The sequence below is a fragment of the Acinetobacter sp. NIPH 284 genome, from assembly GCF_000369425.1.
In the GTDB taxonomy this organism is placed as follows: Bacteria; Pseudomonadota; Gammaproteobacteria; order Pseudomonadales; family Moraxellaceae; genus Acinetobacter.
In genome coordinates, this window is record NZ_KB850010.1 from 318013 (window position 1) to 332434 (window position 14422).

The 14422-nt window shown below is 39.4% G+C and carries 11 protein-coding genes and 1 pseudogene; 7 read left to right on the forward strand and 5 right to left on the reverse strand.

The window, feature by feature from the left end; genetic code table 11:
- Positions 1 to 5: 5 nt before the first annotated feature.
- Positions 6 to 1154, reverse strand: a complete 1149-nt coding sequence (locus F908_RS04595; RefSeq protein WP_005158195.1) for an HlyD family secretion protein — start codon at positions 1152 to 1154, stop codon at positions 6 to 8.
- Between the two features lie 266 nt (positions 1155 to 1420).
- A complete protein-coding gene (locus F908_RS04600) occupies positions 1421 to 1918 on the reverse strand; it encodes a thioesterase family protein (protein WP_004663409.1) in 498 nt (165 codons plus the stop codon).
- A gap of 171 nt (positions 1919 to 2089) precedes the next feature.
- Here F908_RS04600 and hemB point away from each other — a divergent pair, with 171 nt between their 5' ends.
- Together hemB and thiO are read left to right on the forward strand one after the other, a co-directional pair.
- Positions 2090 to 3103 (forward strand): porphobilinogen synthase, encoded by a 1014-nt coding sequence (gene hemB, locus F908_RS04605; RefSeq protein WP_005158198.1) that lies wholly within the window; start codon positions 2090 to 2092, stop codon positions 3101 to 3103.
- A gap of 79 nt (positions 3104 to 3182) precedes the next feature.
- The gene (gene thiO / locus F908_RS04610) at positions 3183 to 4304 is read left to right on the forward strand and encodes a glycine oxidase ThiO (RefSeq protein WP_005158200.1); all 1122 of its coding nucleotides are present in this window, start codon (positions 3183 to 3185) and stop codon (positions 4302 to 4304) included.
- Here thiO and F908_RS04615 read toward each other — a convergent pair.
- Positions 4290 to 5195, reverse strand: a complete 906-nt coding sequence (locus F908_RS04615) for a TIGR01777 family oxidoreductase (RefSeq protein ID WP_005158206.1) — start codon at positions 5193 to 5195, stop codon at positions 4290 to 4292. The genes thiO and F908_RS04615 overlap by 15 nt on opposite strands.
- A gap of 71 nt (positions 5196 to 5266) precedes the next feature.
- Entirely contained in the window at positions 5267 to 5716 is a 450-nt protein-coding gene (locus tag F908_RS04620; protein WP_005158208.1) for an ABZJ_00895 family protein, read from the reverse strand.
- Between the two features lie 344 nt (positions 5717 to 6060).
- Between F908_RS04620 and F908_RS04625 the strand changes: the two genes are divergently transcribed.
- The 3 genes and pseudogenes from F908_RS04625 (at position 6061) to F908_RS04635 (ending at position 8496) form a co-directional block, all read left to right on the forward strand.
- Positions 6061 to 7428, forward strand: coding sequence for a phosphoribosyltransferase (locus F908_RS04625; RefSeq protein ID WP_034602634.1), 1368 nt, complete (start codon positions 6061 to 6063; stop codon positions 7426 to 7428).
- Positions 7429 to 7591: 163 nt separating this feature from the next.
- Positions 7592 to 7786, forward strand: a pseudogene (locus F908_RS15890) (VOC family protein); the annotation flags it as partial.
- A 50-nt stretch (positions 7787 to 7836) separates the two neighbouring features.
- A complete protein-coding gene (locus F908_RS04635; protein ID WP_005158219.1) occupies positions 7837 to 8496 on the forward strand; it encodes a hypothetical protein in 660 nt (219 codons plus the stop codon).
- Between the two features lie 50 nt (positions 8497 to 8546).
- Here F908_RS04635 and F908_RS04640 read toward each other — a convergent pair whose 3' ends face one another.
- Positions 8547 to 9329: a crotonase/enoyl-CoA hydratase family protein gene (locus tag F908_RS04640; protein ID WP_005158221.1), complete on the reverse strand. Its 783-nt coding sequence runs from the start codon at positions 9327 to 9329 to the stop codon at positions 8547 to 8549.
- Between the two features lie 164 nt (positions 9330 to 9493).
- Here F908_RS04640 and F908_RS04645 point away from each other — a divergent pair, with 164 nt between their 5' ends.
- Entirely contained in the window at positions 9494 to 10744 is a 1251-nt protein-coding gene (locus F908_RS04645) for an exonuclease SbcCD subunit D (protein ID WP_005158222.1), read from the forward strand.
- Between the two features lie 9 nt (positions 10745 to 10753).
- The gene (locus tag F908_RS04650; protein WP_005158224.1) at positions 10754 to 14350 is read left to right on the forward strand and encodes an AAA family ATPase; all 3597 of its coding nucleotides are present in this window, start codon (positions 10754 to 10756) and stop codon (positions 14348 to 14350) included.
- Positions 14351 to 14422 lie beyond the last annotated feature (72 nt).

Below are 14422 nucleotides of genomic sequence, written 5' to 3' on the forward strand. Positions count from 1 at the left end.
GCTGATTACTTCGATGCGAGATCAATGTCCGCTTGCATCGACAACCCTACACGCAATGGATGTTCTGCAAGTTCTTTGGGATCAAGCGTAATACGTACAGGTAAACGCTGTACTACTTTAATCCAGTTTCCTGTCGCATTCTGTGCTGGAATCAAGGCAAATGCGGCACCTGTCCCACCAGAGAAGCCCTGAACTGTCCCGTGATAAACCACATCATCACCATATAGGTCTGAACGAAGCGTTACTTTCTGCCCTGCTTTCACTTTAGCAAGCTGACTTTCTTTATAGTTTGCATCGACATACAGTGCAGATACAGGCACCACTGACATCATCACAGTACCTGGTGCAACACGTTGCCCAATTTGAATATTCTTGCGTGTCACCACACCATCAACAGGCGCACGAATAACGGTACGCTCTAAATCAAGCGTTGCTTGCTCAACATGGGCTTTTGCAACCAAAACATCAGGTGTGGACGCTTCATTGAAGCCTTGAATCAATGCTTCATTTGCAGCAAGTGTACTTTCTGCGGCTTTACGGCTTGAGGTTGCTTGGGCTAAACCCGCTTGAGCTAAATCTAAGCTTGCTTTTGCCGTCGATACTGCACTTTGCGCTTTGCTCAATTCCTCTTTAGAAATCGCTCCTGAAGCGGCAAGTTCATTACGACGCTTTAATTCTAAGTTCGCTTTATCAAAATCTGCTTGTGCTTTACTTACTTGTGCTTGTGCACTATTAATTTCATCATTGCGAACCACAACTTGAGAATTCAATGAGCTACTATTCGCTTGGCTTTGCTTGTATTGACGTTGCGCTTTTGCCAACTCAGCTTGTGCTTGTGCCAACTGGATTTTGGCATCACGCTCATCTACACGAACGAGAACATCACCCTTTTTAACTTGTTGGGTATCTTTCACCAAAACTTCAGCGACTTGTCCACTCACCATTGAGGTGATTTGTGCCGTTTCCGCACCAACATAAGCATTATCGGTACTGACAGCATGATTAAAGAACAACGCCCAAATAGCATACAAAATTGCTGCAAGGATAAGAATAAGTGCGAAAAATCCTAAAAACTTTTTACGTTTTGCTTTCATTGCATCATCTGATGCCGAATCAGCAGCAATATCTTGTTGATTAGCTTGGGCGTCAGTCATATGTTATTCCTGAAAAATTAAAGGGATTTTTAACTTTTGGTTTAATCAGCCGATCAGTCTAGTTTTTTTAACTTAACCAATTGTTAAAACCTAAGATCAAAATACAAACAAAAATTTAAATCGCATTTTAACGATAAAAAATCATATGGCGAGAATAAAAAAAATAACTGATGCGTTCAATTCTTATATTTTGATAATTTTTTATTTTACTTTCATGTAAACAATAAAAAAAGCGTCAAAAGACGCTTTCATATTGAACATCATACTTAGAATGCGTAAGAAGCAATTGCCGTTGCAATTGGCTTAGCTTCATCATTGAGCATGGTCATACGCATCGTACAACCTTTGCGTCCTAAACGTAATGTTTCCGCACGTGCAGTAAAAAACTGACCACGACCCGGAGCAAGATAATCAACACGCATATCTACGGTTGCTAAACGCGATACTTTCTTAATCGTGTCAGGAAGATCTTCTGGGGTCGCACGACGATAAAGTTGTTCCATTGCAACAACGCCACCAATACTATCTAGTAATGTCGCTGCAACACCGCCATGCAAAATTTGGAAGGCTACATTACCCACCAACTCAGGCTGCATTTCGATATAACCTTCAATTTGATCATCAACAACGCGCATGCTCATGCCACAATGCTTAAAAAATGGTGAAGAATTAAATGCTTTACAAAGCTGCTTTAATACCACGTCATGATCGGCTTTAGCACCTAACTGAATATTGCCTGTCCAGTTTTTCTTTACATCATTCATACGCTGCCTGAATCCAAAGGAACGATAAACATCCCATTATTTTGTACAAATCTAAAATTATGGGGCTACAATAGCGAGGATATTTAATTGAACTTAGCCGCTAAGCTCTCCCTAGCATGACTTAAATATTTCAATTATTCCTATAGTGTAATACTGAACATCGAGATTGTTATGACTTATACGTTCAATCGTCCCGCTTTTCCCGCGACTCGCATGCGCCGTATCCGTAAAAATGACCAACTTCGTGCCATGGTCAGTGAAACACAACTTACAGCTAATCATTTGATTTATCCAGTATTTGTATTACCGGGACAACAACAAACTCAAGATATTCCAAGCATGCCAAATGTGCAGCGTCTATCTGCTGATTTATTACTCAAAAAAGCAGAAACTTTGCTCGAACTCGGTGTTTCAAAGCTTGCTTTATTTCCAGTAACCCCACAAGAAGACAAAAGTTTAACGGCGGAAGCTGCATGGCATGAAGATGGTTTGGTTCAAGCCACTTGCCGCTTACTGAAAAAAGAATTACCAGAAATGGTATTGATTACCGATGGCGCACTTGATCCTTATACCACTCATGGTCAAGACGGTATTATTGATGAAACTGGCTATGTTTTAAATGATGAAACCGTTGAATGCCTAGTCAAACAAGCCCTCAGCCATGCACAAGCGGGTGCTGATGTCGTTGCACCAAGTGACATGATGGATGGACGTATTGGTGCGATTCGTCAAGCACTTGAACAAAATGGTTTTATCTATACCAATATCATGGCGTATTCAGCAAAATATGCCTCAAGCTTCTATGGCCCTTTCCGTGATGCAGTGGGTTCAGCAAGTAATTTAAAAGGTGCAAATAAATATAATTATCAAATGGATGTCGGCAATCGTGCCGAGGCATTGCATGAAATTGCACTTGATATTCAGGAAGGTGCAGATATGGTGATTGTAAAACCGGGTATGCCTTATCTGGATGTCGTTCGTGAAGTGAAAGATACCTTTGGTGTACCTACTTTTGTCTACCAAGTTAGTGGTGAATACGCCATGCTTGCAGGTGCGATTCAAAATGGCTGGTTATCTGAAAGCGTGATTTTAGAGTCATTGATGTGCTGTCGTCGTGCGGGTGCAGATGGTATTTGGACCTATTTTGCCGAAGATGCTGCACGTAAACTCAAAGAGATGAGATAGCAATCTCCCTTACTGAGCTAAAACACTCCTCACCTCTTTAATATCAAAGAGGTGAATTTTGAAATTGGTTTAATTTTTTATGCATATTGCCATTATTGGTGCGGGTATTAGCGGCTTGATGTCAGCGTTAGAACTTGCTGAACAAGGTTGCTCTGTTGATATTTTTGATCAACAACAAGCAGGTCAGGCTGCCTCATGGGCAGGCGGTGGAATTCTTTCCCCGATGTACCCGTGGCGTTATGCACCAGAAGTTAATCATCTTGCTCAATACGGTAAATCGCTGTATCAAATGTGGAATGAAAAACTTCTGCCTATCACGGAGATTGATTTTCAAATCCACAATACAGGCATGCTGATTTTCGATCAGGAAGACTTTGATGTAGGACTGAATTATGCCAGTCAATATCAAGAACCCATGCAACAGTGCAATTTGTTAGAACGCAAACAACTTGAACAAATTAATCCGCATATTTCAGAAAAATTTCAACAAGCCATCCATTTTCCGCAACTGTCGAATGTACGTAATCCTCGTTTATTACAATCTCTCATCAGCTATCTTAAACAGCATCCTTTCGTTCGTTTTTTTGAGCACTGCTCAATTGATCAACTGATTGTTAAAAATAAAACGGTACACGGAATACAAACTTCAAATGGTCAAGTTTTTCATGCTGATCATGTTGTTCTGACCTCGGGCGCATGGAGTCAATATTGGGAAGAACACATACATCGACAAATTCCTGTACAGCCGATACAGGGGCAAATGCTGCTGTTCAAAACACCTGAAAACTGGTTACCTACCATGTGTATGAATCGGGTGATGTACCTGATTCCACGTCAGGATGGTCATATTGTCTGTGGTTCGAGTATGGCTGACTGTGGTTTTAGTACGGCTGTGGATGAGCAAACGCAGCAGGATATTTTAACGGCGTGTCTGGAAATGGTGCCTGAGCTGGAACAGTTCCCGATTGTGCAACGCTGGGCTGGGTTACGTCCAAGTTCGCCACACGGTATTCCCTACATCGGTGCCATGCCTGAAATTGGAAACCTGTGGGCCAATTTTGGGCATTTCCGTAATGGGCTGTGTATGGGTGCTGGTTCGGCGCAATTGTTACGCCAACTCATTTTAAAACAAGCGCCTATTGTTGACCCAAGTGCCTATTCACCAAGTCGTTTGCAGAAAAAAAATTTAGTGATCCAATAAAATTTCGGTTAAGGCTTGCTCTAAATTGGGGTACTGAAATTTAAAACCATGCTTGAATAATGCCTGAGGCGTTACATATTGACCATTTAAAATTAATTGTGATTGTTCGCCTAATGCTAATTCAAACACGCATTTAGGCATCGTTATAAAAGGTTTACGTTTCAAAACTCGTGCAGCAACATCAACAAAACCTTGTTGATTGATTTGTTCTGGAGCAACTAAATTGTAAACTTTTTGATCAGCCTGTAATTGAAGTAAAAAAATAATTGCTCTTAAAACATCTTGAATATGAATCCAAACAACAGGTTGTTTGCCTGAGCCAATTTTAGCAATCATATTCAATCGAATCGGTAACAACATTTGCGGCAAGATTCCGCCATCACCAAACACCACCCCTAAGCGAATAATTTTAGTATTTTGTTGAGTAAATTTAAGTGCTGTTTGTTCCCAAGCCTGACAAAGCTCTGACATAAAGATGACTTGTGGTGGTGTATTTTCGTCACAGATCGCCGCCCACATTTCTTGAGGATCAATCCCGTAATAGCCAATAGCTGAGCCAGAAATAATACATTGGGGGAAGATGCTTTTTTGCTGTAACCACTGATAAAGTTTCTCCGTCATGGCCACTCGGCTTTGTATCAGTTGTTTTTTTCTTTGATCAGTCCAGCGTTTTTGACCAATATTTTCACCAGCCAAATTGATCACATAGTCAATTTCAATGACTTTAATTTCATCTAAATCATTCACCCATGTTAAATCTGAATCATATGAAGCTTTATTTTTTTGTCGTGTCAGTGCAATCACTTGAAAATTATTTTTCAATAGAAAAGGTAAAAGATGAGAACCAATAAACCCACTTGCACCTGTCACCAATACCGTCATTTTTTTCATGGACTGATCTATCAAAAATGAATCGTATTAAAAGTTTTAGCAGAATACAGGTGAATTACAAGTGAACTTTATTACCCGTTAAACATCTTATTTGCCATTCGTTGTGCTTGTGCGCCATAAAACCAATACGTAATTAAAAATAACGGTGCTGCGATCATCAACCAAATTGCAACAACAGTAATTAAAAACATAGGTTGCTTGAAATATAAAATAAAATTTTGCCAAATTTCTGGATCTTTACGTGCAAAAATAAACAATCCTAAGAGTAAACCACATGCATTGTAACCCCAAAAAATGAGGCTAAATCCAAGGCTTAATCGTTTCTTTTCCGAGAGGGTTGGTGCACGATGTTGTTTTTTTAGAAATTTGAATAAAACAAAAATCATTGCAATTAGATAAGGAATGGCTGTAAGCACTCCCCCAATGCTATTAGGTAAAATTGCAGCGATGACTCCAGCGATTAGGCTAGAAATCAAGCACACAATAAAAAACCAAAGGTAGTACAAACGCAATGAAATCATGTAAATAAACCAAATCTAATCTACTTCAAAAATAATTATAAATTTTTTTCACTTTTTTTTCATTTTTATGTCAACCAATCCACACCTAGCAGCGTTATATAGGGTACAAGGTCGCAGCAACCGAATGTTCATTGCACGGCATCCGCAATATTTTTCGGTGACCTTTCATTATGACTCTCCATCTTTGACAATGGCTTTGTTAGTAGCCAAAGCCGTTGAAAAAGATTTTGACCGACGATTTATCATCACTCGAATCGTCGGTTTTTATTTTTTAATTATCTATATCTATTCAACAGACAATTAATCTAATAAAATAATTATCAATGCGATATGTGTTGATTAAAATGAAGTATCCAATTGAAATTGAAAATAAATTAATAGAAATTGAAAAAATTATTAATTGTTGGTCTATTAAGAAAGATTTAAATGAAGTAGTAACTTGGATGCTACAATTTGATAATGAAGATTTTGACATTGCTTTTAGAATCATAAAAAACTTAAATATCATTGGCCCCGAAGAACTTAATTCAGCATTATCTATAGCCTATTCAAAATTAAATAGGCAAGCTAAAAATAAAGGAATTTCTTTGTCTCTCAAAAATACTATGTATGCTTCAATTGGAGGTGGAGCAAAGAGTGGTGCAATGATCGCATATAATTTTAGACTTATTAATGAATTAGCATCAGCAAATTTTCTTGATGCTGAAAATATTAGATATCTTGAGGAAGGAAAAGTCGAAAATTTAGTATTAGTCGATGACTTCATCGGAACAGGTGACCAAGCCTCACAAGAACTAAAAGAAATTGCTGAAAGAGTATTTGCGCTTGGAGTCAAAAATATTTTTGTACTCACTGCTATTGGTTTTAAATCAGGAATTAAAAAAGTTCAGGAAACTGAATTAGCAGATGTTTTTTCTGCATTAGAATTCGATGAGAAAGATACTGTCAAATCGCTAGATTCCATTTTCTATGAAGGTTTGACCTTTGCAACTAGAAAGTCTTATTTCGAGAAACTATCGAAATATCGTGGACTAGGTTATGGAGGTATAGGAGCATTACTTGCGTTTTATTACAATACACCAAATGCAACAATTAATTGTATTTGTGGTGACTCTAATGGCTGGATACCATTAATTCCAAGAGTCTCAAATATAAATGGAATAGATAAACTCTATCCTAAGCTAGAACAAGCAGCTACAGCAAAGCACCCTCAAGCACTTCAGAATACCTTAAACATATATGTTGAAGGGAAATCTGTTGAACTATTTATTGAATTAATTGGGAATGAACACAATAAATTAGGATATGAAAAGTTTGAAGTAATATCCGTTGGCCCATTCTACTCAGAAAAGCTAATCGCATCCCTTAAACAACTTTCGACTCATTATATTTTTATTACCGAAAAAGAAGATGAAAACTCTCCTCATTTTAGACGTATAAGTGAAGTTATTGACCATGAGAACCTAATCATCATGGATGAAATGATCAATTTCTTTGACCTGCCGAAAATAATTGAAAGTAAAGAATTTGTACTACCTAGTGATGAACAGGATATCGATAGTATTAAAAGATTTTTAGAAATCAGATTGTTTCGTCGAGTGTCTCCTTCAACACGACAAGATAATATAAATCGTTTATATAAAGACTTTAGAGATGAAAGTAAAATTTTATCACTAATTAGCGAAATTAAACAAAAAAGTAAGAAGTTATGATTCCGTACTACTGAATTAAAGACAAATAAGATTTCAATCAAGAACATCCAATGTTTGCTCTAATTTAGAATATGCAAAAATTAATCTATCATCAAACGACCGTTTAAGATTATTAACATTATACTGCAGTTTAATATAATAACCTGTTGCTCCATTTTCAGCTGGCAACGGAACAAATGCGTTTACTTGTACTATTGAAGTTAAAAACTTTGATGAAACTGCTAGTAAAATTTTAAGTTTGGGAGGCAAAGTCGCTATGGAAAAATTTGCTATCCCAAACCGTTGTTGGCAAGGTTACTTTCTTGATTTAGATAAAAATGTCTTCGGTATATGTGAAATTGATGAGAATGCAAAATGATAATGCTATACTAAAATTTCATAAAATTAAGCAATTTAAGCACTATAAAAATGAAATGTCCAAACTGTCAGGTTGACGTTGTAAATGAAAATATCAATATCCAAACGGATATGGGGAAATGCCAAGTTTGCAATCATATTTTTCGTGTTTCTGAAAATTTTGATACGCCATCATATGCGTTTGATATCAATCAACCCCCAAGCGGTACTTGGTATAAAAATAATATGCAAGAAATTAAACTAGGCGCAACGCTGAGAAGCCCGATTGCTTTCTTTCTAGTGCCTTTTATGTTGATTTGGTCTGGTGGTTCACTAGGTGGAATCTATGGAACTCAAATCGCAAAACAGCAATTTAGTCTCTTACAAAGTCTATTTGGTATCCCATTTCTGATTGGAACCATCATTTTTGGTTCGCTTACACTGATGATGCTATTTGGTAAAATTGAGCTCACCATTAATCAACAAGGTGGACGTGTATTTACGGGAATTGGCAGAATAGGAAAATCAAAATATTTTAATTGGAATGACGTTAGTCGAATTAGAGAAAACCGTTCAACTAACTCATCCAATAAACAACAGGCCCAAATTGTCATTGAGGCAAATCAGCCTATCACGTTTGGTCTTGGACTCGCTCCAGAAAGACACCACTACTTATTTCATGCATTGAAAAGAATACAATCACAATATAAACCTGAAAGAAGAAAAATCTAAAGAACTCCGTCGATAAGCAAAATAAACTTCAGATGAACTCAAACCAACGCTTACTCACCTTTAAATTGAGGAAGACGTCTCTCAAGCATCGCACGTACACCTTCTTGAGCATCTTGCGATGCAAACAATGGCTTGAGATAACTGTCCATATTCTGAAATGCGAAAACCTCTCCCTGAGTAACAGCATCAGTTGCTGAAGCCAACAATGCCTGTAATGCAAGTGGTGCAGCAATACAGATTTCTTGGGCAATCTCGATAGCCCGATTAAGCTGTGTGCCCTTAGCAACAATCTCAGAAAGCAAATTTAGTTCATTGGCTTTTTGGGCATCAAAAGTTTTCCCTGTCAATAAATACGGCATGGCTTTTTGCCAACCTGCAGCCTGAACAAAACGCGCTGTTGCTCCACCAAAAGGCATTATTCCGCGTAATACTTCAAGCTGACCAAAAATCGTGTCTTCGCTCGCGACGACAACATCTGCATTCAACATCAACTCTACCCCAGCGGTGTAACAAATCCCTTGTACAGCTACAACAACAGGCTTGGTTCGATGCCGCCCTCCAACACCCCAAGGGTTAATTTGCCCTTCTTCAAAACTAAAAATCCCTTGAGGAATTTTGGGTTGTAATTCCACCAAGTCCAGACCTGCCGTGAAATGGTCGCCATGTGCAAAAATCACGGCACAACGTAGTTTAGGATTATTTTCATATTCGGTTAAAGCCAGAGATAAATCCTCAATCATATGGCTATCAAAGGCATTTCGTTTTGCCACTCGGTCTAAGCCAATCAACATAATATGGTCCATGATTTCACGGCTTACTTTTCCTAAACTCATTCTTTTAATTCCTGTTTTTTAGTAATAATGTTGGTAACAAACTAGTTGATCATTTCCGAATGATCAAGACATATCTTGTCTATGTTATTCAACGCTACAAGGCTCTACTTTTTGGCTGAATCCGTGCTACCTTATTCAGGTTCATTTTATTTTTAGATTCATTTATGACCGTGCGTTTTTTTCATACGTCTGACTGGCATTTGGGGCAGTTTTTTTATAATCATTCCCGCCACTATGAACATGAACAATTTCTGGCATGGTTACTTGAGCAGATCAAAGCCAAACAGCCGCATGCATTACTTATTGCGGGTGATATTTTTGATGTGATTAACCCCAGCTCACAGGCACAAAAACAACTCTATCAATTCCTTGCCGATGCACATGAACTTGCCCCACAGATGCAAACTTTGATGATTGCAGGCAATCATGATTCGGGCTATCGCATTGAACAAGTCGAGCCCTTATTAGCAAAATACAATGCTAAAACGGTTGGTGTGATTCGTTGGAATCAAGATAAAAGCCTCGATTTAGAACGTTTAATTTTGCCAATTTATGATGAACAAAAGCAGATTGTGGCGTGGTGTATTGCCCTACCATTCCTACGTTCAGTTGAAATCACAGGCTTTAATGAACACACCACCAACAGCCAAAATGCGATTGCTTATTTACACCAACAGTTAATCGAAGAAGCCAAACGCCGTAAAACCGATGATCAGGCCCTGATTCTGATGTCACATGCGCATATGCAAGGTGGTGAAACTTCGGATTCAGAACGACCGATTATTATTGGTAATGAAGAAGCACTATCTACAGCTCTGTTCGATGATAGCATTGATTATGTAGCACTAGGGCATTTGCATAAACCGCAAAAAGTACAGCATCCACATATTCGTTATAGTGGTTCACCGATTCCTTTGTCATTTAGTGAAATCAACTATAAGCACCAAGTGGTTGAAGTCAGCATTGATCCTACAAAAAGTGAAGATTCGTTTAACTTTGAAGCTTTGCCGATCCCCAGAAGTATTCAACTGCATAAAATTAAAGATGAACTCAGTGTGGTCATGCAACATCTGCGCAATCTACCAAATGAACCGATCGAAAATCTCGAGCATCGTGAATATGTCGATATCGAATATCATACCTCGACACCACCACAGCCGAATCTACGACAACAATTTGAAGATGCATTGCCCAAAGATCGTTATCGACTGGTGCGGATTTCCAGACAATATCTCTCCAATGAAAGCAATGCAGAGAGCAAGCAGAACATTAGCTTAGAACCACCGACACCCGAAAAACTATTTCAGCAAATTTGGGAGAAAAAGGGCTATCACGCCGATGATGAAGTTACCAAAGACTTTATGAGTTTGGTCGCAGAAGCACAAAAGCAACTTGAAGATGATCAGACTGTTTAAGGACCTGCCATGAAAATTTTATCAATTCGACTGAAAAATTTGGCATCTCTGGCAGATGAGCATTTTATTGATTTTGAAACTGAGCCTTTGGCCAGTGCGGGACTGATCGCCATTGTCGGAAAAACGGGCGCGGGTAAATCCACGATTTTAGATGCCATGTGTCTGGCCTTATTTAATAAGATTCCCCGCCTCAAAGAAAGTGACGGCAAACTGTTAGATGTCGATGGTTCGGAACTACTCACCAACTCCCCTTTAACGGTTCTACGTCGCGGCACAGGACATGGTTTTGCCGAACTGTGTTTTGTAGCACAAGATCAGAAACATTATCTCGCACGTTGGGAAATTAAACGTGCCCGTGAAAATGCCAGTGGCAAACTGCAAAGTGTGCAACGCTCACTCAAATGCCTGACCGACGGTGTAGTGATTGCAGATAAAACCAAAGCGGTTGAAGCCCATATTCAACAGATTACCCAACTCAGTTTTGAGCAATTCACCCGTGCGGTACTGTTGGCGCAGTCTGAAGTCACCGCTTTTTTAAAGGCACGCGATAATGAACGTGGTGAATTATTAGAATATCTGACCAACTCCAGTATTTTTGCCAAAATTGGACAACTGGCTTTTGAAAAGACCCGTGAAATCAGCAACCAACGCAAGCAATTGGAAAATGTGCTCGGTCATATTGAAATCCGTTCAGATGAAGAAGTTGCTGAATTACAGACCCAATTCCAGCAGATACAACAACAGGTTCAACAGTTGGAAGCCGACAAAGTTCAGCTTAATCAACAGCAACAATGGTTTGAACAGCGACAGAAACTCGAAACTGAAATCACACTAAAACAACAACAGCATGAGATTCAAATTCAAGCACATCAGGCTTTAGCCGCAGATCGCAATCGACTCAACCAACTTGAAACCTTTTCAGGCATTCGTCCGATTGTATTCCAACAGCAACAACTGGAAAAAGCACTGCAACAGCTTGAACCGCAGATTCAACACAAGCAACAGCAATTTACCGCTGTAAGCAGCCAATTTGAGCAAGAAAAAACGGCTTATACGCAGGCTGAAACAGCCTTACAGCAATTTCAGAGTTTTGAACAAAACCATCAGCATGAACTCACTCAAGTGCGTAAATATGTACAGGAACGTGAATACATTGCCGATGAATATAAGAAAACCAAACTCCGCTTAAACCAAAACGAAGCGCAACAACAACCATTACTTGAGCAGCAACAGCAGTTTGAACAAAGTCACCATAGCTTATCGATACAACAACAAAGCTGCTCTGATCAACTGCAACAGAGCGCACAATTCTCCACTTTAGATAAGGGCTTGAATGCACATCTTCAGCAGCTGCAGCAATTTATTCTGCAATACCAAAAAGTCGAACAAAATTTAGGTTCGATTCAACAGGCACAATCCAAACTTGAACAAGATCAGATCGTATTGAATGAGCTCATTCAAAAATTTGGTACACCACAACAGATTGAAAGCCAGCTTGAACAGAAACAAAAACTTAGAGAACAGCAACAAGCCCAACTGAATCAACTAGATCTGATTCAGCAAAAGTTACAGCATTATTTTGAACTTAACAAAGACCGTGAAGCACTAGCCCATCAACTCAGCAACACACAGCAACAACATCAGCAACTTGACCAACAACTGCAAACTAGCCAAGGCGCATTCCAATCTGCCAAAAATGAACGGGAAAAATTGCAGCAGATATTGCAACAACAACGTTTATTACATGCTGAAAATATTGAACATCTCCGTGCAGAACTCAAACACGGAGAAGCCTGTCTGGTCTGTGGTAGCACCGAACATCCCTATCGTGATGATGCAAGTCAGCTTTCCAAAGCCTTGTATGAGCTGCAACAACAGCAAGAACAACAGGCCATTCAACAAGAGCAACAATGCTTTCAACTTTGGCAAAACACACAGCAGCAATTTACCCAGATTCGTACCGAACTGACTCAATTGCAATCCGCAGTGCAACAAGCAGATGACAAATTCAAACTGCAACATCAGGAGTTAGTCAAACATGCCGCACAGTTCGAGATCCTCCTAGATTTAACTCAGTCGCATGCGAAAATCACTACCGTTCAACAGCAATACATCAATGAGGCAACCCAGTTCAAACAGCAGATTGAAATTGAGTTACAGCAACTGCATCAGGCCAATAAAGACCACTATCACCTGACTCAAACGATTCAAAATATCCGATATCAACTCGAAAGCGTACAGCAGTTACAGCAACAGATTCAGCATGTTGTAGATTGCCTGAGCAGCGATGAACAAAACTTATGGCAACAGCAAACGCTAAGTTCTGCTCAACAGCTAGCACAACGTTTACAGCAACGTATTCAACAGATTGAACAAGCTGAAACACTCAGCAAACAACAACAGCAGCTTGAACAGCAACTGAATCTATTAAAGACCAATTTAACAAGCTTGAACACTCAACATGCGGAGTTTAGCCAGCAACTCAAAGATGTCGAGCTTAAAGGCAAACAAAATACAGAGTCAGCGCATCAACTAATTGTAGTGATGACAGGTTTAACCGAACTGAAAGCCAATGAATGGTTAAACCAACACGATCAACAGCGTCAGCAACTCCAAAATCAATATCAGCAAATCAAGCAGCGTTTTGAACAGACTCGTCAAATCTATGAACAGCAGAAAAATGAACTGGAACAGCTCAAGGCTCAACAACAACAGCAACAATCTACTCTTACTCAATCTAAAACTGAAATTCGAGCATGGTTAAGCCAGCATCCTGAGTTTGAAGAGCATCAATTAGCTGACTTACTTGCTATTCGTGCTGAGCAAGAACAGCACATTCGAACATCACTACAACATGCAGAACGCTTACTCAATGAGGCCGCCTCTGCATTGAAAACGCTGCAACAGCAATTACAGATACATCAGCAACAACAGCCACCCATCGAACACACCCAGTTGATTGAGTACATCCATCTCAATCATGAGAAGCTACAACAGCAAGCCGAACAACGTGATCAGTTCAAACTGAAATTAGAAGTACATCAACAAAACCTTGCCAAGCAAAAACAATTTGCAGATCAAATCCAGCAGATTCAGCAGCAGGAACACCGTTGGAATAAGATTTCTAGTTTAATTGGCGATTCCAAAGGTAAAGATTTCCGTGACTTAGCTCAGCAATATAATCTAGATATTTTGCTGGAATATGCCAATCAACAATTAGCAATGCTATCGCAGCGTTATACCTTAAAACGCCTGGAAAACTCGCTCAGCCTAGCCATCATTGACCATGATATGGATGGAGAAACCCGTTCAGTGGCTTCACTGTCTGGTGGTGAGTCTTTCCTGACTGCCCTTGCGATTTCCTTGGCAATTGCCAATATGGCTTCAGGTTCCATGAAAATCGAATCACTGTTTATTGATGAAGGTTTTGGCACACTGGATGCTTCATCCTTGCATATGGTGATGAATGCGCTAGATCAACTGCAAAGCCAAGGCCGTAAAGTGGTATTGATCTCGCATATTCAGGAAATGCATGAGCGTATTCCTGTACAGATTCAGGTACAGCCAATAGGTTCGGGTTCAAGTCGGATTGAGCTAGTGGGCTGATACAGGGCTTAACCAGTTACCCGAAACATAGTTTCTCGTCTCGCGCTTCGGGCAAATGAGAAACATAGCTTC

Bases quoted from the DNA above. Each gene is read 5' to 3' on its own strand.
- F908_RS04595 (WP_005158195.1), bottom strand. From the start codon at position 1,154: ATGACTGACGCCCAAGCTAATCAACAAGATATTGCTGCTGATTCGGCA.
- F908_RS04600 (WP_004663409.1), bottom strand. From the start codon at position 1,918: ATGAATGATGTAAAGAAAAACTGGACAGGCAATATTCAGTTAGGTGCT.
- hemB (WP_005158198.1), top strand. From the start codon at position 2,090: ATGACTTATACGTTCAATCGTCCCGCTTTTCCCGCGACTCGCATGCGC.
- thiO (WP_005158200.1), top strand. From the start codon at position 3,183: ATGCATATTGCCATTATTGGTGCGGGTATTAGCGGCTTGATGTCAGCG.
- F908_RS04615 (WP_005158206.1), bottom strand. From the start codon at position 5,195: ATGAAAAAAATGACGGTATTGGTGACAGGTGCAAGTGGGTTTATTGGT.
- F908_RS04620 (WP_005158208.1), bottom strand. From the start codon at position 5,716: ATGATTTCATTGCGTTTGTACTACCTTTGGTTTTTTATTGTGTGCTTG.
- F908_RS04625 (WP_034602634.1), top strand. From the start codon at position 6,061: ATGAAGTATCCAATTGAAATTGAAAATAAATTAATAGAAATTGAAAAA.
- F908_RS04635 (WP_005158219.1), top strand. From the start codon at position 7,837: ATGAAATGTCCAAACTGTCAGGTTGACGTTGTAAATGAAAATATCAAT.
- F908_RS04640 (WP_005158221.1), bottom strand. From the start codon at position 9,329: ATGAGTTTAGGAAAAGTAAGCCGTGAAATCATGGACCATATTATGTTG.
- F908_RS04645 (WP_005158222.1), top strand. From the start codon at position 9,494: ATGACCGTGCGTTTTTTTCATACGTCTGACTGGCATTTGGGGCAGTTT.
- F908_RS04650 (WP_005158224.1), top strand. From the start codon at position 10,754: ATGAAAATTTTATCAATTCGACTGAAAAATTTGGCATCTCTGGCAGAT.